General features: G+C 66.6%; 16 protein-coding genes. 8 read left to right on the top strand and 8 right to left on the bottom strand.

Translation table 11 applies throughout. The annotated features are described in order from the left end of the window. Positions 1 to 35 precede the first annotated feature (35 nt). Positions 36 to 890: an EamA family transporter gene (locus QRN63_RS21900; protein WP_285032678.1), complete on the bottom strand. Its 855-nt coding sequence runs from the start codon at positions 888 to 890 to the stop codon at positions 36 to 38. Positions 891 to 959: 69 nt separating this feature from the next. Between QRN63_RS21900 and QRN63_RS21895 the strand changes: the two genes are divergently transcribed. The 3 genes from QRN63_RS21895 to QRN63_RS21885 are packed head-to-tail and all read left to right on the top strand — an operon-like array spanning position 960 to position 4,592. Next, a complete protein-coding gene (locus QRN63_RS21895) occupies positions 960 to 2,051 on the top strand; it encodes an NAD(P)-dependent alcohol dehydrogenase (RefSeq protein WP_285032677.1) in 1,092 nt (363 codons plus the stop codon). 59 nt (positions 2,052 to 2,110) lie between these two features. Continuing rightward, complete coding sequence (locus QRN63_RS21890; protein WP_285032676.1) at positions 2,111 to 3,067, top strand: alpha/beta fold hydrolase; 957 nt, start codon at positions 2,111 to 2,113, stop codon at positions 3,065 to 3,067. Between the two features lie 55 nt (positions 3,068 to 3,122). Continuing rightward, positions 3,123 to 4,592: a flavin-containing monooxygenase gene (locus QRN63_RS21885; RefSeq protein WP_267316260.1), complete on the top strand. Its 1,470-nt coding sequence runs from the start codon at positions 3,123 to 3,125 to the stop codon at positions 4,590 to 4,592. A gap of 3 nt (positions 4,593 to 4,595) precedes the next feature. Here QRN63_RS21885 and QRN63_RS21880 read toward each other — a convergent pair whose 3' ends face one another. The 5 genes from QRN63_RS21880 to QRN63_RS21860 all read right to left on the bottom strand — a co-directional run bounded on the left by QRN63_RS21880 (position 4,596) and on the right by QRN63_RS21860 (position 10,637). Continuing rightward, the gene (locus QRN63_RS21880) at positions 4,596 to 4,934 is read right to left on the bottom strand and encodes an MmcQ/YjbR family DNA-binding protein (RefSeq protein WP_267316261.1); all 339 of its coding nucleotides are present in this window, start codon (positions 4,932 to 4,934) and stop codon (positions 4,596 to 4,598) included. Positions 4,935 to 5,024: 90 nt separating this feature from the next. Next, a complete protein-coding gene (locus tag QRN63_RS21875; RefSeq protein WP_285032675.1) occupies positions 5,025 to 5,936 on the bottom strand; it encodes a LysR family transcriptional regulator in 912 nt (303 codons plus the stop codon). 12 nt (positions 5,937 to 5,948) lie between these two features. Then, positions 5,949 to 8,333, bottom strand: coding sequence for a CaiB/BaiF CoA-transferase family protein (locus QRN63_RS21870; RefSeq protein WP_285032674.1), 2,385 nt, complete (start codon positions 8,331 to 8,333; stop codon positions 5,949 to 5,951). Positions 8,334 to 8,338: 5 nt separating this feature from the next. Next, positions 8,339 to 9,532 (bottom strand): acyl-CoA dehydrogenase family protein, encoded by a 1,194-nt coding sequence (locus QRN63_RS21865; RefSeq protein WP_285032673.1) that lies wholly within the window; start codon positions 9,530 to 9,532, stop codon positions 8,339 to 8,341. A gap of 1 nt (position 9,533) precedes the next feature. Further along, a complete protein-coding gene (locus tag QRN63_RS21860) occupies positions 9,534 to 10,637 on the bottom strand; it encodes an acyl-CoA dehydrogenase family protein (protein WP_285032672.1) in 1,104 nt (367 codons plus the stop codon). Positions 10,638 to 10,868: 231 nt separating this feature from the next. Between QRN63_RS21860 and QRN63_RS21855 the strand changes: the two genes are divergently transcribed. The 3 genes from QRN63_RS21855 (at position 10,869) to QRN63_RS21845 (ending at position 13,109) form a co-directional block, all read left to right on the top strand. After that, complete coding sequence (locus QRN63_RS21855; RefSeq protein WP_285032671.1) at positions 10,869 to 12,341, top strand: acetyl-CoA acetyltransferase; 1,473 nt, start codon at positions 10,869 to 10,871, stop codon at positions 12,339 to 12,341. A gap of 139 nt (positions 12,342 to 12,480) precedes the next feature. Then, on the top strand, positions 12,481 to 12,663 hold the full coding sequence (locus QRN63_RS21850) for a hypothetical protein (protein ID WP_285032670.1): 183 nt from the start codon (positions 12,481 to 12,483) through the stop codon (positions 12,661 to 12,663). A gap of 77 nt (positions 12,664 to 12,740) precedes the next feature. Further along, entirely contained in the window at positions 12,741 to 13,109 is a 369-nt protein-coding gene (locus tag QRN63_RS21845; protein ID WP_285032699.1) for a DUF4345 domain-containing protein, read from the top strand. A 73-nt stretch (positions 13,110 to 13,182) separates the two neighbouring features. Here QRN63_RS21845 and QRN63_RS21840 read toward each other — a convergent pair whose 3' ends face one another. Beyond that, complete coding sequence (locus QRN63_RS21840) at positions 13,183 to 14,298, bottom strand: Rv3169 family protein (RefSeq protein ID WP_285032669.1); 1,116 nt, start codon at positions 14,296 to 14,298, stop codon at positions 13,183 to 13,185. Continuing rightward, entirely contained in the window at positions 14,299 to 15,456 is a 1,158-nt protein-coding gene (locus tag QRN63_RS21835) for a phosphotransferase family protein (protein WP_285032668.1), read from the bottom strand. A gap of 44 nt (positions 15,457 to 15,500) precedes the next feature. Here QRN63_RS21835 and QRN63_RS21830 point away from each other — a divergent pair, with 44 nt between their 5' ends. Both QRN63_RS21830 and QRN63_RS21825 read left to right on the top strand, forming a co-directional pair. Continuing rightward, complete coding sequence (locus tag QRN63_RS21830) at positions 15,501 to 16,109, top strand: TetR/AcrR family transcriptional regulator (RefSeq protein WP_267316270.1); 609 nt, start codon at positions 15,501 to 15,503, stop codon at positions 16,107 to 16,109. 202 nt (positions 16,110 to 16,311) lie between these two features. After that, on the top strand, positions 16,312 to 17,178 hold the full coding sequence (locus QRN63_RS21825) for a glycoside hydrolase family 16 protein (protein ID WP_267316668.1): 867 nt from the start codon (positions 16,312 to 16,314) through the stop codon (positions 17,176 to 17,178). Positions 17,179 to 17,871: the final 693 nt, after the last annotated feature.

Raw genomic sequence — 17,871 nt, 5'->3', positions numbered from 1 at the left:
TGCCGGTGAGTCACTGTCACTGTCGCATGCCGCCTTCACCGTGCGCCCCGGGCACCGAGTAAAAGGCCGGCAACCACCAATCCGATGCCGGCGATCTCGCCGATCGCCGGCACTTGATGCAGGACGGTCAGCCCGATGATGGTGGCCGTCACCGGCAACAGTGCCAGTAAGATCGCGAACCTCGCTTGACCGACCTGGCGCAGGACGACCTGGTCGAGGCCGTAAGGGATGGCCGTCGACAGTAATCCGACGCCAAGGCCGAGCAGCCAGGTGCGAGGTTCGAAGAACACCGCAGAGTTCGTGTGCGCCTGCAGACCGATGATCACCGGACCCAAAATGGCCGCCGCGGTGGACATTCCGAGGGCCAGGGTGTCCAGCCCGCCGTGGGTGTCAGCCACGCGTTTACCCACGAGGATGTAGCCGGCCCACAGCGCCGCGGCGGCCAGTGCCCATGCCACCCCGGCGAGTTCAGAGGTGAATTCGATGCCGGCCAACAGGGCGACGCCGCCGGCGGCGAGGGCTGCCGCGAGGAGATCACGGGGCCGGCGTGAGCCGAGTGTGGCAACAAGGGTCGGCCCGATGAATTCCACCGCGACAGCGGTGCCGAGCGGTATTCGTGCCAGGGCCTCGTAGAACGCGATGTTCATGCCGACGGTGATCAGCCCGAAAAGGGTCGCGATCGCGATCCGGCGTCGCGTCAACCGCATCCGCCATGGCCGGCGCCACGCCATCAATACCAGCGCGCCGGCTGCGGCGCGCAGCCATGCCACCGTCGCCGGCTGGGTGGTCGAAAAGAGGAACACGCCGATCGCGGCGCCGAGGTACTGCGACGCCGCACCGGTGACAAAGACGAAGGGCACCGACCATGACGGCAACGGACCGCGTTTCATCGCCGTGGTGCCCGACGTTTGACGAGACCGGTCATCCGGCGCAGGTTACCGCCCACCTACGATCCGGGAATGATCGACGCACGTGCCGCGGTGTTGCTTCGCCCGGGTTCCGCTCCGGAACTGACCGACGTCCAGATTCGCGAACCGCAGGGCGACGAGGTGCTGGTCGGCATTGATGCGGTCGGCATCTGCCACACCGACATCACGATGTCGGGTCGTTGGCCGGAAAAGCGCCTGCCCATGGTGTTCGGCCATGAGGGCGCCGGCACGGTCTTCGCGGTCGGGCCGGACGCGCGCGTCGACGTCGGGCAGCAGGTGGTGCTGACGATGGCGAGTTGTGCCCGCTGCCCCAGCTGCGCGGGCGGCAAGCCCGCATACTGCGACAACGCGGCGAAACTGAATATGGCCGGTGACCGCGGCGACGAAACGAGCGCGCTGAGACTGGACGGCGCGCCGGTTCGGGGCGGGTTCTTCGGCCAGTCCAGCTTCGCCACCCACGCGCTCGCGAACACCTCCAACGTCGTCGTGCTGCCGGACTCGATCGACCCGGCGCTGGCGGCGCCGTTGGGCTGCAGTGTGCAGACCGGCGCGGGCGCTGTCCTCAACACCCTGGCCGCGGGACCGGACGACGCCGTGGTGGTCTACGGCGCGGGCGGTGTCGGCCTGTCGGCGGTGATGGCGGCCCGCATAGTGGGATGCAAGGCGATCGTCGCCGTCGATCCGATCGCCGAACGTCGTTCACTGGCAATCGAATTGGGTGCGACGGGTGCTGTCGACTCGTCATCGGAACAGCTGTCTGCCGAGATCTTGGACCTCACCGGTGGCGGCGCGACAGCGGCCGTCGACACCACCGCGCGCGGCGACGTCATCACGACGGCGCTGACGCTGCTGCGCAAGTGCGGCACGCTGGCTCTGGTCGGTCTGGGTGCCATGACAGCGGAGCTGCCGGTCGGGCTGATCCTGGCCAACGGGCTACGGGTACAGGGTGTGATCGAAGGTGACAGCGAGCCGCACAGCTTCATCCCGCGGCTGGCCGGGCACGTCCTTCGGGGCGAGCTGCCCGTCGACAAACTCGTACGGAAGTACCCGTTCGACGGGTTCGCCGACGCCTGGGCCGACGCCACGGCCGGTCGCGTTGTCAAGCCGGTGCTGGTTATTTAGGTAGGCTCGCTGGTACGGGATGTCCCGCCGGCAACGTCGCCGAACCCGAACGGAGCAGTATGACCGCCTTCACCCGAGCCCAACTGGTCAAACCCGGACGTCCCGCAGCCCTGCCACCAGGCCGGTCCATGGAAATCAAGGCCGTCGACGGCACCCGGCTGCACGCCGAGGTGTTCGGCCCCGAACATGGGCAGCCGATCGTGTTCGCGCACGGCATCACCTGCGCCATCGGCGTATGGGGCAACCAGATCGCGGACCTGGCGACCGACTACCGGGTGATCGCGTACGACCACCGCGGGCACGGCCAGAGCGAGGCTCCCAAGGGCCGCTACAAGTACAACCTGGACTTCCTCGCAGCCGACCTCGATGCGGTGTTGAGCGCGACGCTCAGGCCAGGGGAGCGGGCCGTCATCGCCGGACACTCGATGGGTGGCATCGCCATCACATCCTGGGCGCAGCGCTACCCGCAGCGTGTCAGCGAGTGTGCGGACGCTGTCGCCCTGATCAACACCACCACCGGCGACCTGCTGAAGCTGGTCCAGCTGGCGCAGGTCCCGAACTCGCTGGCGAAGTCCCGGGCCTACGCTGCCGGCCGCATCCTCAAGACCTTCGGCGGCGCGCCGCTGGTGCCGGGTTCACGGAAGGCGGCGCGCCAGTTCGTCGCCATGATCGCCGTCGGGCGAGATGCCGACCCTGCCGTCGCCGACTACGTCTACGAACTGTTCATGGGCACCTCCGCGGCCGGCCGCAGCGGATGGGTGAACGCTCTGGTGGACAACCTCGATGCGCATCACATCAGCCTCGACAATCTGACGGTGCCGACGCTGGTCATCGGTAGCACCAAAGACCGGTTGCTGCCCATCGCGGCATCCCGCCGCATTGCCAGGAACGTGCCGAATCTGTGGTCGTTCGTCGAACTGGGCGGCGGCCACTGCGCGAACCTGGAACGTCCCGAACAGGTCAATCAGCATTTGCGGGCGCTGCTCGTCGGGACGGCACACAGCTCGACGGCGTAGGACCGTCGTGTCCTAAGGTGATACCGGCGGTACCGGATTTGATCAAGGGAGACTCATGACGGCCAGCGACGGCGAGTACTTCGATGTGCTGATCATCGGTGCCGGAATCTCCGGCATCGGCGCCGCGTACCGGCTGCACCAGCGCAACCCGCAACTGACGTACACGGTCCTGGAGCGGCGCGCACGCATCGGTGGCACCTGGGACCTGTTCCGCTATCCCGGCATTCGCTCGGACAGCGATATCTTCACGCTCAGCTTCCCGTACCAGCCGTGGACGCGGCCGGAGAACATCGCTGACGGCGATCACATCCGCGAATACCTGACCACCGCCGCACACACGCACGGCATCGACCGGCACATCAACTTCAACACCCATGTGCAGTCGGCCGACTGGGATTCGACGACCGACACCTGGACGGTGCAGACCCTGCAGGACGGCGAGGCCAAGTCCTACCGCGCCCGATTCCTGTTCTGCGGCACCGGGTATTACAACTACGACCAGGGCTACACCCCGGATTTTCCGGGCATCGACACGTTCGCCGGCGAGGTTGTGCACCCGCAGTTCTGGCCGGAGTCACTCGATTACGCCGGCAAGAAGGTGGTGGTGATCGGCAGCGGCGCGACCGCCGTCAGCCTGGTGCCTGCCATGGCGAAGACCGCCGCGAAGGTGACCATGCTGCAGCGGTCGCCCACCTATCTGATGTCGCAGTGGCAGATCGACCCGATGGTCAGCCTGATCCGGAAGCTGTTGCCGGACAAGATCGCTCACCGTATCGTGTGGTTCCGGAACGTGCTGATCAGCGTCCTCAGCTACAACTTGCTCCGCAAGTTCCCCAAGGGTGGGCGCCGGCTCATCCGTAGCCGGGCCGTGGCCGCACTGCCGGCCGGCTACCCCGTGGACGTGCACTTCAACCCGAAGTACGACCCCTGGGACCAACGCCTCTGCGCCGTGCTCGACCGCGACATCTTCACGGCCATCGGCGACGGCCGCGCCGAGGTCGTCACCGACCACATCTCGCACGTCGACGCGGACGGCATCGTGCTGAAATCCGGTGCCCGGATCGACGCCGACATCATCGTCACCGCGACGGGACTGGAGCTTCAGGCGCTCGGTGGCATCTCCCTGTCGGTCGACGGCGTCGCGATCACACCGTCTGACCGCTACGTCTACAAGGAGTTCCTGCTCGAGGACGTGCCGAACATGGCATGGTGCCTGGGTTACACCAACGCATCGTGGACCCTGCGCGCCGACATGACCGCCCGTGCCTTCGCAAAGCTGGTGGCGTACATGGACTCTCACGGCTACACGCACGCCTACCCACATCTGGGTGACGTCCCGATGGACGAGAAGAAGACCTTCGATCTCGACGCGGGCTACATCAACCGCAACCCCCACGCGCTGCCGAAGTCAGGCACCCATCGCCCGTGGCACGTCCGGCACAACTATGTGCTCGACGTGATCGACCACCGCTTCGACCGCATCGAAGAGTCCATGGTCTTCGGCCGGGTGACGCAGCGGGTCTGATTTTCAGGACTCTTGCTGTTCGGTGAGTCTGGCCGGGGCTGCCAGTCGCCAGGAATCGGTGAGAATGTCGGTCAGTTCCTGCTCGTCGTCGAGGGCCTCGAGCCGCACCCGCACCCACGACGACGCAGCTTCGTGTCGCGGCACCCAGAATTTGTGCGGCTCGGCGGCGATCAACTCTTCGCGGTCAAACCTGGGGCAGCGCACCGCAAAAGAGGTCTCATCGTCGGGCACGGTGACGAACATCTTGCGTGCGACATCGAACGTCGGATGGCCCCAACGCTCTTTCTCGCGGGTCTCGGGAAGCGACAGCGCGATGCGGCGCACGTCATCGGCGTCGAGCACGGTTTCGAACCTTCCGGGGCTTGCTGTGGTGGAGTTTGTCCGTCGAGGCAGCCTACCGGCGGGAGCTGACAGATGATCGCCTCGCGCAGGTCAAGCGAGGGCGACGGCGAGTTGTTCGACAACAGCTTCGATCTCGCCCGGATCGCTCAGCCGGTCCGGCGCCCACGCCAGCGCGATTTTGGCCGGGGCCCATGTGCTTTCGTCGATCGGGATCAGCTTGAACTCGGGCGGCGAGAAGATTCGGCCCAGCGTGGAGGCGGGCGCGTAGCTGACCAGCGCGACGAGGTATCGGTTGAACACGTGGCTGGCCATCTCCAGCTCGCCGCCGAGCTGGCCGACGGCCCGCACGATGCGTGTGACGCCCCGCTCGTTGAGGCCGCGCGCCATCTGCGCCAGCACCACGGGATTGGGCCGCGCGAAGTCGATCACCACGTCGCGGTCGCGCAGGTCCTCGATGGCGATGATGTCGTTGGCGGCCAACGGATCGTCGAACCGCACCGCGGCCGCACCCGGATAGGTGGCCACCACTCGGTGCCGGATGCGCTTGTCGGCGGCCGGCAGGTGGATCAGGCCGAGGTCGAGATGCCCGGAAACCAGCTTTGCGATGACCTCAGCCGCTGACCCGGGCACGCTGAACTCGGTGGACATCGCCAGGCCGGCCACCGCCTGCTCGAACCTGGCCGTGAAATCCGACGGCGCATAAGCGGTCGCCCCGATACGAATCGGGCTGCTCGCCTGCGTGATTCGAGACGCGGTGGACTTCAGCTCCTCGACCCGCCGCAGGATGTCACGTGCCGGTTCCAGCAGCTGCATGCCCAGCGGCGTCAGCCGGACGTCGTGATACGTCCGCTCGAAAAGCTCCCCACCGAGTTCGCGCTCCAATAGTTTGATCTGCTTGCTCAACGGCGGCGGGGTGATCATCAACCGGTCGGCGGCGCGCTTGAAATGCAGCTCTTCGGCGACTGCGACGAAGTAGCGAAGCCGGGTGAAATCGATTTCCATTGCGGGTGTCGGTTACCGTCCCGAATGTGCCGCTGCCGCAGGTACTTCGAGGACGCCGCGCCCGATCAGGTCGTCGATCCCGGCGTCGTCCAGTCCGAGCAGCTCGGCCGCGACCTCGCGGGTCTGCTCCCCGAGCAGCGGCGCCTGCCCCAGCGGGGGATCGGAAATGAGGTCGGCGTGGATTTGCACGTTCTCCATCATGAACGGTGTCGCCCCATGTGGATGCAGTTCCTCGCGGAATGTCCGTCGCTCTACGTAGTAGTCCCAGGTGGGAACCTCGGCCGCGTGCAGTACGGCGCCGGCCGGGACGCCCGCGGCTTGCAACTGCGCCATCGCGTCCGTCGGTGTGCGCCGCGACGTCCACGCGCCGAGTGCCTCATCGAGCCGCGCGCGCTGACGGTGCCGCCCGACCCGGGAACCCAGCTCGGCGTCGGCGCCGAGGTCGGGCCGGTCGATCACCGCGCACAAGGCCGACCAGTCGGTGTCGTCGCGGACCGTCACCGAGATCCATGCGTCGTCGCCGGCGCCGGGAAACAGGCCCCAAGGCGCGTCGTGGAGCGGCTGATCACCGGGAGCATGACCTCGGCTCGTGAGTACCTCGGCGGCGATGTCGTCGGCCAGGTGACTGAGCATCACCTCGGCTTGCGCGATGCTCGCTGATCCACCGAGGCCGCTGCGTTCGCGGCGCAGCAGCAGCGCGACGGCACTCAGCGCGCCTATCCGCGCGGCCACGTGGTCGGGGTACACCGTGACGGTGTCGCAGAAGGCATCTGGGTAATCCGGGTACGTCCACAGCTCGGTGAAGCCCGCCGCGGCGCGGACCAACGGTCCGTAGCCGAGTCGTTTCGCCCACGGTCCGGTGGGCCCGTACGCCGAGCTGTCGACGACGACGATGCCCGGATTCACCTGCTGCAGCGTGGCGAAGTCCATTCCGAGCGCTGCTGCCACACCGGGTTTGAAGTTGCTCAGCACGACGTCGGACTGCGCCACCAGCTGATGTGCCAGCGCCCGCCCGTGCTCGGATCGTAGGTCGATGCCGATCGACCGCTTGTTGCGGTGACCGGCGGCGTAGGCCTGCGTCATCCGGGTGAGGCTGATGCGCAGCCCGTCGGGGAAGGCGGAATTCTCGATCTTGACGACGTCGGCGCCGAGGTCGGCGAACAGGCGGCCGGTGTCGCTGCCGACGACGATGACGCCGAGGTCTAGTACGCGCAGTCCCTCCAGCGGCAGCCCGAGATCGCTACGGGCGCGCGCGGTGAGAGTGGGCGCGTCGCGGAGCCGTCGGTGACTCGGTGCCTTGATGTTCAGGCTGCTGGCCCGGTGCCCGTCGATCTCGACGACGCCGACCGGCACAGGTGCCGTCAGGCCGGGGGAGAGTTCGGTCTCGCGGAAGAAGCCGCGCGCGGCAACCTGTTCCGTGGACAAGACCTCGGCCAGGCTCAGCACCGCGGCCGTCGGCACGCCGTGCCGTTGGCCGGCCAGTTCCAGCTCCGCGCGCGTCTTGTCGGCACAGAACGCCTCGATGGCGCCGAAGAGGGTCGCCGACGCGAAGCGCTCGCGGAGGCTGTTGAACTTCGGGTCGGCGAATTCTTCCGGGCACCCCATCCACTCGAACATGCTCTGCCACTGGCGTTTTGCCAGTACGCACATGCGGACATGGCCGTCCTTGCATTTGAAGATCGGATAGCGCTGCTGCTCGGCAACCCAATTCCGCTTCTGTTCGCTGATGGGCACGCCGGCCGCCGCACTGCCCGCAGTGCCGAACGGTGGGTCGAGGGTCTGCATCGCTCCCTCGAGCACCGAGAAATCGATGAGATCGCCTGTACCCGTGCGCAGCCGATCCAGGAACACGCAGAGAGTGACGAAGGCCGCCTGGGCCGCGGCGACGTGATACGGCAGGTCTGCGCTCGGTGGCACCAGCGGTATCTGTCCCGGGATGCCGGAACGGGACAGCTCGCTGGTCAACGCGTGGAGCACGGGCGTGGTGGCCTGCCAATCGCGATAACGCGTATCGCGGCCGAAATCACTGATGGAGAGGATGACCAATGCCGGATGGTCCGCGTGAATCTGCTTGATCGCCAAGGACTCCTCTGCCGCCGACCCCGGGCGCGTGTTCTCGATGAGGATGTCGGCGGTCGCCAGCAACTCGGCCCACGCCTGCCGCCCGGCGGGGGTCGACGTATCGATCTCGACCGTGGGGATGCCGTGGCGATTGATGGCGGTGCCGATGGGCACCCCGTCGATACGTGGCCCCGTGGTGTCGGACGCGGTCACGCCGACCAGCTGCACCGACGTGACGTGGGCGCCGAGATCAGCCAGTAGCCGGCCGACTGCCGTGATGGGTCCGGCGGTGAGATCGAGAATCTCGACCCCGGCCAGGGGCGGGTCGTAGGCCACGGTCGTCAACTGCGTCGCGCCTGACGGAATGGGATATCGCGATCGGTCTCGGGTTCCTTCGCCAGCCCCAGTACGCGTTCGCCGATGATGGTGCGCTGAATCTGGTCGGTGCCGCCGCCGATCGAGCTGAAGAACGCGTTGAGGGACAGAAAGTTAACGTCGTCGGCTTCGGGGTTGTCGGGACCCGCCAACAGCGATTGGGTCCCGATGATCTCGGTCTTCAGCGCGGCCTCGGAGTGCAGGATTCGCGACATCGCGAGCTTGCCCAGCGACATGATCGAACTCGACGTGCCCTGGCTGGTGGCTGCTTTGGCGCGAAGATTGTTGAGCCGGTTGAGTTCCCGGAGCGCCAGCACATCCGCGAGCCGCTCCCGCAGGGCGGGGTCATCGAGGCGTCCGTGCTCGCGCGCCAGTTCCACGAGGCTGTCGGCCTTGGACTTGTTGCGTGATCCGCGTCCGCCGTCGCCCATGATGGAGCGTTCGTACGCCAGGGCGGTCTGCAGGACGCGCCAGCCGTTGCCTTCTCCGCCGATGAGATTTGCGTGCGGCACGGTGGCGTCGGAGATGAACACCTCGTTGAAGTGCGCCTCGCCGGTGATCTGGACCAGCGGCCGCACCTCGATGCCGGGCTGCCGCATCGGGATGATGAAGTAGCTCATGCCCTTGTGCTTCGGCGCATCCCAGTCGGTGCGTGCTATCAGCAGACCGTACTCGGACGTCGCCGCTCCGGAGGTCCACACCTTCTGGCCGGTCACCACCCAGCTGTCGCCGTCGCGCACCGCCGTGGTGCTCACCCCGGCCAGATCGGATCCGGCGCCGGGCTCGCTGTAGAGCAGGCAGGTGCGTGCCGCCCCGGTCAGAAAGTCCCGTAGCAGTTCGTGTTTCAGCTCATCCGAACCGAACGCGAACAGCGTGTTGGCGGGAATGTTGTGCTTGTCCTGACAGGCGCCGGGGGCCTTGACGGCGCGGAATTCCTGGTGGATCACCGCGGCGAGCTTGCTGGGGTACCCGCGGCCGAACCAGTCGGCCGGATAGGTGGGTACGGCGTAGCCGGCGTCGAGAACCTTTTCGCGCCAGGCGATTTCCTCGGGCGAACTGATCCACGGATCGTCGGACGGTGACAACGCGGTCCAGTTCTGCGCGAGCCAGTTGCGCACCTCGGTGCGCAGGTCATCAGGATTCGGTGCGGTGGTGGTCATATCAGGCGCCCTTTGCTGCCAGGTAGCGCTCACGATGGTCGCGTGAGCTGCCGAACAGTTGACGGCCGGTGCGCGCCCGGCGCAGGAACAGATGCGCGGGGTGCTCCCAGGTGAAGCCGATGCCGCCGTGCATCTGGATCGATTGCATGGCCGTGGTGTGATACGCCTCCGCGCAAGCGAATCCGGCCAACGCGACGGGACCGTCTGCGCTCGCCGGGTCGGTGGCGAATTGCGCGGCGGCATGTTGCGCGGCTGAGGTGGCGGATTCGACTTCCAGCAAGAGATCGGCCGCCATGTGCTTGAGTGCCTGGAAACTGCCGATGGGCCGCCCGAATTGGATGCGGGTCTTGAGGTAGTCGACAGTGACATCGAACAGGTGGCGGGCCCCGCCGACTTGTTCCCCGGCGAGGGCGATCACCGTGAGGGACAGCGCGTATTCGACAGCCGCCCAGCCTCCGGTGCCGATGCGACGGGCCGGGGTCTGGTGGAAGGTGTATGTCGACAGCCGGACGGTGGGGTCGAAAACCGTTGCGGCGGTGCGGTCGAAGCCGGGCGCGTCCGGGGCGACCTCGAAGATCGCGATGCCGTCGTCGGTCCTCGCGACGGCGACGACGACGTCGGCGATCTGCCCATCGGGCACATAGTGCGCGCTGCCCGTGAGCTCGTACCGGTCGCCGCGCCGAACTGCCTGAACCGCAACACCATCCGGCGCCCACGTGCCCCGGGGTCCGGTGACGGCCACGGTGGCGATCGAGGAGCCTTCGGCCAACGCAGGCAAAAGCCGCGCCTTGTCGTCGCCGCTGCCGGCGGCCTGGATCAGGGCCGTGGCGAACACCGCACTCGACAGGAACGGGGCGGGAAGCAAGGCTGCACCGGTGACCTCGGCTACCGCCTCCAGCTCTTGCGCACCCAGCCCGACGCCGCCGTATTCCGGGTCGACAATCAGGCCCGCCACGCCCTGCGCGGCCAACTTGTGCCACAGGTCGCGATCGAATCCGTCGTCGGTGCTCATCACCCGGCGGACGTCGGCTTCGGTGCAATGTTCACTGAGCAGGTCCTTGACGGCTGCGGCGAGTTCGGCGCGTTCGGCCACGCTCATCGTCATGTGTTCACCCTTCTGCATGTCAGGTCCATGCAATGCCGTCGCCGCCGCCCTGTAAATCGCATTGTGCGACACCTACACGTTTCCTCACGCGACATCTGGCGCCCTTGACGGTGAATAGATGTCCCGAACGCTCATGTGCGGGTTTCCGCGCTGGTCGTTTACAGTGCCGCCCAGAGGCCGCCAAGGTGGAGGTAATCCCGGAGAAGACCCGGCACAGAAGAGGAAACATCAGTGTCACTTGATCCCAGAACCCCGATACTCGTCGGCTATGGCCAGGTCAACCAGCACGACGAGAATCCGGGCGGCGAGCCGGTCGACCTAATGGAAGCGGCGGCCCGCGCCGCCGCGGACGCCCGCGTCCTCGAGGCGGTCGACGCCGTCCGGGTCGTCAACCTGCTGTCGGTGCGTTATCGAGACCCCGGTCTGTTGTTGGCGGAGCGCATCGGCGCACCCGGCGCCGTCACGCGGTACACCCCGGTCGGCGGCAACATCCCGCAGTCGCTGGTGAATCAGGCGTGCCTGGACATCCAGCAGGGCCGCCACGACGTCGTGCTGATCGCCGGTGGCGAAACCTGGCGGACCCGGACGCGACTGAAGGCACGCGGCGAGCGGCTGACCGGCACCGAGCAGGAGGAGTCGGTGCCGATGGCACCCAGCGACCCCGAGTTCACCATGGCCGGTCCAGCCGAACTCCGGATCGGACTGGTGGCCCCGTCCCACGTGTACCCGATGTTCGAGCAGGCCTTGCGGATCGCTGCGGGGGAGGCCCCGGAGGAGCACCGGCAACGGATCGGCGAACTGTGGTCGCGGTTCAGTCAAGTGGCGGCAAGCAATCCGCATGCCTGGAGCCCCGAAGTTGTTCCGGCCGAGCAGATCTGGCAACCCGGCCCGGACAACCGGATGATCAGCTGGCCCTACACCAAGCTGATGAACTCCAACAACATGGTCGACCAGGGCGCCGCCCTGATCCTCACCTCGGTGGGCAAGGCCGGGCAACTGCAGATTCCCAGGGAGCGGTGGGTCTTTCCCTACGCCGGCACCGACGCTCACGACACCTATCTGATCGGGGAGCGCGCGAGCTTTTCCGGGTCGCCGGCCATTCGGATCGCCGGCCGTCGGGTGCTGGAGTTGACGGGGCTCGGCATCGACGACATCGATGCGATCGACGTGTACTCGTGCTTCCCGTCGGCGGTGCAGGTGGCGGCGCGTGAGCTCGGTCTGGCGCTCGATGATCCGGCGCGGCCACTGACCGTCACCGGCGGCCTGACGTTCGCCGGTGGGCCGTGGAACAACTACGTGTCGCATTCGATCGCCACCATGGCCGGGCGGCTGACGGCCAATCCCGGCCAGGTCGGGTTGATCACCGCCAACGGCGGGTACCTGACCAAGCACAGCTTCGGCGTCTACAGCACTGAGCCGCCTGCGCACGAGTTCCGTTGGGAGGACGTGCAATCGGAGGTCGATGCCGAGCCGACGGCGGTGGCAGAAGAGGACTGGTCGGGCACTGGCACGGTGGAAACCTGGACCACGCCGGTGACCCGTGAGGGGGTGCCCGAGAAGGTATTCGTGGCTGTCCGCACCCCCAGCGGCAGCCGGGCGTTGGCGGTGATCACCGATGCGTCGCAGGCCGAGGCCAGTACCCGCGAGGACCTCGCCGGAGCGGCCGTGACCGTCAAACCGGACGGCACCGCCGGGCTGGAGTAAGCCGGCAGCGAACACCGGCGTGCCACAGGGAATAGATCGACGAGCTCCGTCGCTGAACCTGTGCACCAGTGCCGACCTTGCCCGTCGCCGAGGTGTGCGGTCTCAAAAGCATTGTCGGAGTTCGTGAAGGGATACCGCGATGGCTACCAACTCTGTGCCGGTTGGCGTCCACCCCGCCGCGGCCGCGATGCACTGGTGGTCGGACAAGACCGCCGCGTTCGTGACCCGAGTGCATCTGGCCGCGAAAGTGCGCCAGCCGGAGGCTTTTCGCCATAAGGCATTCGAGCAGGCCGCCACCGAGCGCGAAATGTGGCGACTCTGAGTCGTTTCGTCTGACGACATGACTCACGTGCGTCATGCTGGTTGCCGTCGCACCGTCGTCAGGAGGTAACGGTGTCAGTGGCTTCCAATGTTGTTGTCGGTGTCAATGCGGTGTTCTTTGCGGGCATGGGCCTGCGGGCACTGACGGCGCCGGCGCAGATGTTGCGACCATTCGGAATCACGCTGGGCGAAGCGGCATCTCGGGCCGAGGTGCGGGCGGTGTACGGGGGTTTCGGGTTGGCCATCGCGGCGATCCTCGGGTACGCCATCGCGGCGCCGGAGCAGGTCCGTCTCGGCATTGTGGTCACCGTGAGTGTCGCGTTACTCGGTATGGCCTTCGGGCGAGTGTGTGCAGCGCTCGCCGGAGACCGAACGTCGTTCTACCCCAACCAGTTTTATGGTGTCGTCGAAGTGATGCTCGCGGCGTCATTGCTGTGGGCCAGGTAGCAGGGCCAGACAGAAACGTCCCCGGCACGCCATTGTGCCGAGGACATTTCTGTTTGCTCGTAAGCGAGCAAATCTAGGGGGCCATGGTCAGCCAGTCGGGGAAGCCCGACGGGTCGTGCCGGCCGAGCGCGCCGTGCTCGAACAGACCCCACCCTTCGGTGGGCGGCTTGCTGCCCTCATGGCACACCGCACGGCCGACGTGGTCGATGACGCCGAAGCCGGAGCGCGCGATGATGCCGGGGTCGGTCATGTCGTAGGTGAGGCGCTCGGTGAACTTCTCGCCCTTCCACATGCCGTGCAGCCAGTCGGCGTCACCGCCGTAGCCGCCGCCCACATGGATCGGCACCGGCAGCTTGGATTCCACGTCGAAGCGGACGGGTGTGCCGTCCAGCGCCGTCGCCTCGATGGTGGCCCCGGTGGGGATGCGGGTTCCGGAGACGTAGTGGATTTTCACGCGCGGCCAGCCGAGCTGCTCGACGCGCCCGTCCTTCCAGACGCGGCTGCAGTCGTTGAGCGACCGGAAGCCGTCCGGGGCCTCCTGGATGATCATCACGAGCGAGAACTCTTCGAACGCGATCGGCACGTACAGCCACCACATACCTTCGAACGGCGGATCCGCCGGCCGGCCGGCCGGCTCGGCCTCACCGACGGGGCGGATGCCCCAGGACCGGTCGCGTGAGCCGATCCACGTGTCCGGGCTGACCTTGATGTCTTCGCCGTCGATGGCGAGGGTGCCGCTCCAGGAGCCCAGTTGAGCGAAGCGCTGCGCATTCAGCGTGACCCGATTTCCCTGCCGCATGATGTGCGGCTGCTCCTGCACGACGTCGAACAGGCCGTTCCACGTCAGGTCGGCGGCAATACCCTCGGTCTCGTCGAGCACGATGCGTACCTGGTGCAGCGGGTCGGTGACCTCGATGCGGTAGCCGACGACGTGCTGGTTCAACCGGTCCTGGTCGATGGCGTCGGACAGGTGGATTGCTGTTTGAGTGTCACCGCGGCGAACGAGGAAGTAGGCGTCCTTGACCCCGAGGTTGGGGTAGTAGCCCATGCCGGTGATGACGAAGATGTCGCCCGTGCGGTCGTGGGCATTGAAGTAACAGCGGTCGTAGAAGTTCCGGTCGCTGGATCCCGGCCACGCGATGGGCTGAGGGACCTGGTGGATCGGATATTCGTCCATGGGGCCGAGCATTCAGGCGGTTCCTTCCAGGAGCTTCTCCAGCAAAGACTTGTGGTAGAAGAGCGACTCGAGATCCTCGGGCTGTTCCATCTCGCCGAAGTGCACGCGGCGGGCCCCGGTGCGCATGAACACGCAACACCACACCACGCCGGAGTAGATGTAGAACCAGTGCAGGTCGCCGACCTCGACGCCGGTGAAGTCCTTGTACGTCGCGCGCACATCCTCTTCACGCAGCACGTTCGGCAGGCCGGGTAGCCCGGCCAGACCACCCAGCTCCTGGAACACCTTGTGCGCGAAGATGATCCACGAGACGTCGAACTCACGCGGGCCGACGGTGGCCATTTCCCAGTCCAGGACCGCGGACGGGCGGAAGTCCTGGTACATGACGTTGCCGATGCGCGAATCACCCCACACCAGAACTGATTCAGACGCCGCCACGTCCTCGGGGAAGTTGTCCTCCAGCCAGACGAGGGCGCGCTCGACCAACGGCGAGCGGCCCAGGCCTGACGCCGCGAATTGGTACCAGTCCTTGAGCCAGCCGAAGTGGCGGCGTAGCGCGGTGTCGCCCGGTGGGTCGATTTCCTGGAGGAAGCCGAAGGTCTTTTCCGCGTCGGGGATCGAGTGCAGCTTGGCGATGGCCTCGACGGTGCTGTCCTGCAAGGTGCGTTGCTGCTCCGGGGTGGCGTCGGCGAACCAGTTGCCGCCGAAGGTGTACGGCATGACGTCCGGCGGGACCACGCCATCGACGCAGTCCATCAGGAAGAAGGGCGAACCGAGGACCTCACCGGTGTTCTCGAGCCAGCGGACACGCGGGACGGGGACGTCGGTGAGTTCGGCGGCCATGCGCATGACGTCGAACTGGTGGTCCAGGCGGTAGGAGGAGAAGACGGGGACGTCCTCGGCGGTCGGCGCGACCCGGGCGACCCACTTTTGCTCCACCGGCGTGCCGTTCTCGGTCCAGCGGCCCGTGAGAATGATTGTCTCGGAGGACATTCCATTGGAATCGACTCCGCTCTCGACGGTGATGTCGGGCTTGATGCCGCCTTCCATCACTGTGGACAGCCACTGTGACAGGATGTCCGGAACTGTTGTCACGTCGCGGCTGGAGCGCTGAATATGGTCGACGTTCGTTTCGACCGTGACGGAGCCTTCCGCCGGTTGGTTCGGCACTGAACCTTCCTTCCCGAGGTAATTACGATACGATGCGTAGCGTTATGAAATCAGACCTGCAACCGGTTGACAAGCCCTCTGGCGCGGGGCGGCCCCGCGACCGCCGGATCGATGCCGCGGTGCTGACCGCTGCCGCCGAACTGCTGCCTGAAGTCGGCTACGCCAACCTGACAATGGCGGCGATCGCCGAGCGTGCGGGTACCACGAAGACGGCGCTGTACCGCCGCTGGTCGAGCAAGGCCGAGTTGGTGCATGAAGCGGCGTTCCCGACGACGCCGTCCGCGCTGGGGACCCCGGAAGGGGACATCGTCGGTGACATCCGCGCCATGATCGCCGCGGCGCGTGATGTGTTCACCAGTCCTGCGGTGCGGGCGGCGCTACCCGGATTGATGGCCGACATGAGCGCCGACGAGGAACTCAACGCCCGGGTCGTCGCACGCTTCCACGGGCTGTTCGACGTCGTGCGGGTCCGGCTGGAGCACGGCATCGAGCGCGGCGAGGTGCAGGCCGACGTCAAGCCAGAACGGCTCATCGAAATCATCGGTGGCGCAACGATGCTGCGGATGCTGCTACATCCGGAGAGCGAACTCGACGAGCAATGGGTCGACGAGACGGCGGCCATCGTGACACATGGTGTGATCAGCGGGGTTTGACGGTTTCGTCCGGAACTTCCTGTACGTGATCTCGGTGTTGCCCGGCACTGGTCTGGACATCGTCATCCGCGTGCCTGCGGGCCGCAGAGAGCGAACTGCGGTGGAAATCCGCCGCGGCGACGAGCGCGAACACGTCCGCGATCGGGTTACGTGCTCACGGTGTCGCGACGTTGCGTCGCCTACGATTGCTGATGTGCCGGACATGGATCGTCGCAAGATCATGATGATGGTTGGCCTGGGCGCGGTTACCACCGTGCTGGGTTCCCCGAAGGCTGACGCCGACCCGTTGCCCGTTGCCCCGGGCCCGGGAACTGGCCCGGGGGCCGCGCCTGCCGGCTCATCGGCAGGCCCGGCGATGCTGTTCCGGGACGAATTCAACGGCCCTGCGGGTGCACCTCCGGATCCGGCGTGGTGGTTCATCGTGCCCGAGCGCGAGGTCATCCGGAACCCCGTCGAATGGGACCAGCCGTACAACATGGGCCGTTACGTGACCGATCAGGAGCACGTGTTCCAGGACGGCAAGGGCAACCTCGTCATTAGGGCCACCCGTGGTCCGGGGGCGAACATTCAGGAGCGTTACGCGAGCGCCAAGGTCGTCGGAAACTGGCGCGGTGGAGTCGGCACCACCTGGGAGGCGCGGATCAAGCTGAACTGCCTGACCGACGGCGCCTGGCCGGCCTTCTGGCTGCTCAATGACGATCCGGCCCGCGGCGGTGAGGTCGATCTGGTCGAGTGGTACGGCAACCGGGACTGGCCGTCGGGGACGACGGTGCACGCCCGGTTGGACGGCACGTCGTTCGCCACCGATCCGCACCCCATTGACAGTGGGTGGCATACCTGGCGGATGACCTGGCAGCCGACCGGAATGTACTTCTGGAAGGACTACGCGCCGGGGCAAGAGCCGTTTTTCACGGTGCCGGCCAATTCATTGGACGACTGGCCCTTCAACGATCCGGGCTACACCTTGGCCCCGGTGTTCAATCTCGCTGTCGGTGGCTCCGGCGGCCGCGAGCCCGGTGGCGGCAATTACCCCGCCGAGATGCTGATCGACTGGATCCGCGTCTTCTGATCAAGGCTCCGGCGATGGCCGGTGTTGCCCGGGTCTCTAGCCTGGGGCGCCCGTGATCTCTGGCGCTAGCCAGCCGGTCGTGCCGGCTTTTGGCCGGCGCCGATACCTGCTGTGCGCGAGATCACCGTCAGTTGTCGTTCGGTTTCAGGACGAGCCGCCGACTACACCTCGCAGGACGCCGACACTGCTGTCGGGTGTCAAAGCGTGTGTATTCAGGGGGAATCGTCGTGGGGGACTTCTGGCGGCGCGACCGGCCGTGGTGGCGCGTCGCTCGTTGGTGGCCGGTCGTGGTGGCTTTGATGGTCACCGTCGCGCTCATCGTGGGCGGACAGTATCTGTTTGGCGGCTGTGGCCGCTGAGGCGATGTAGGTCAGCCTGCTGTGCTGAGCGTGACTGCGCCGGGAAGCCCTTGGGTTCCATCGTTTTCGATCATCACCGGGCTATCGGATGGGAACTCATGTTGCCGAGCACAGAGCTGGGCGTGTCACCACCGACGTAATCCTTCGACCACCCAACGTGCTGAATGTATGGCCCAGCCGGTAGACCCCCGGAGCGCCGCGCGGATGACGGTTCCCATGGGCAGCTAGCGTCGCTGGCCCCAAAGTAGTCGCCGAATCGGCTCAGGTGCCCGGCGAGTCTTGTCGATGAGGCGACCGAACGCGGAACCGATCAACTCAAGCGGGCCGGTTCCCA

The sequence above is a fragment of the Mycolicibacterium sp. lyk4-40-TYG-92 genome, assembly GCF_030209435.1.
Taxonomy (GTDB): Bacteria; Actinomycetota; Actinomycetes; order Mycobacteriales; family Mycobacteriaceae; genus Mycobacterium.
Note: the sequence above shows the minus strand (reverse complement) of the source record. Positions and strands in the feature narration are given on the sequence as shown.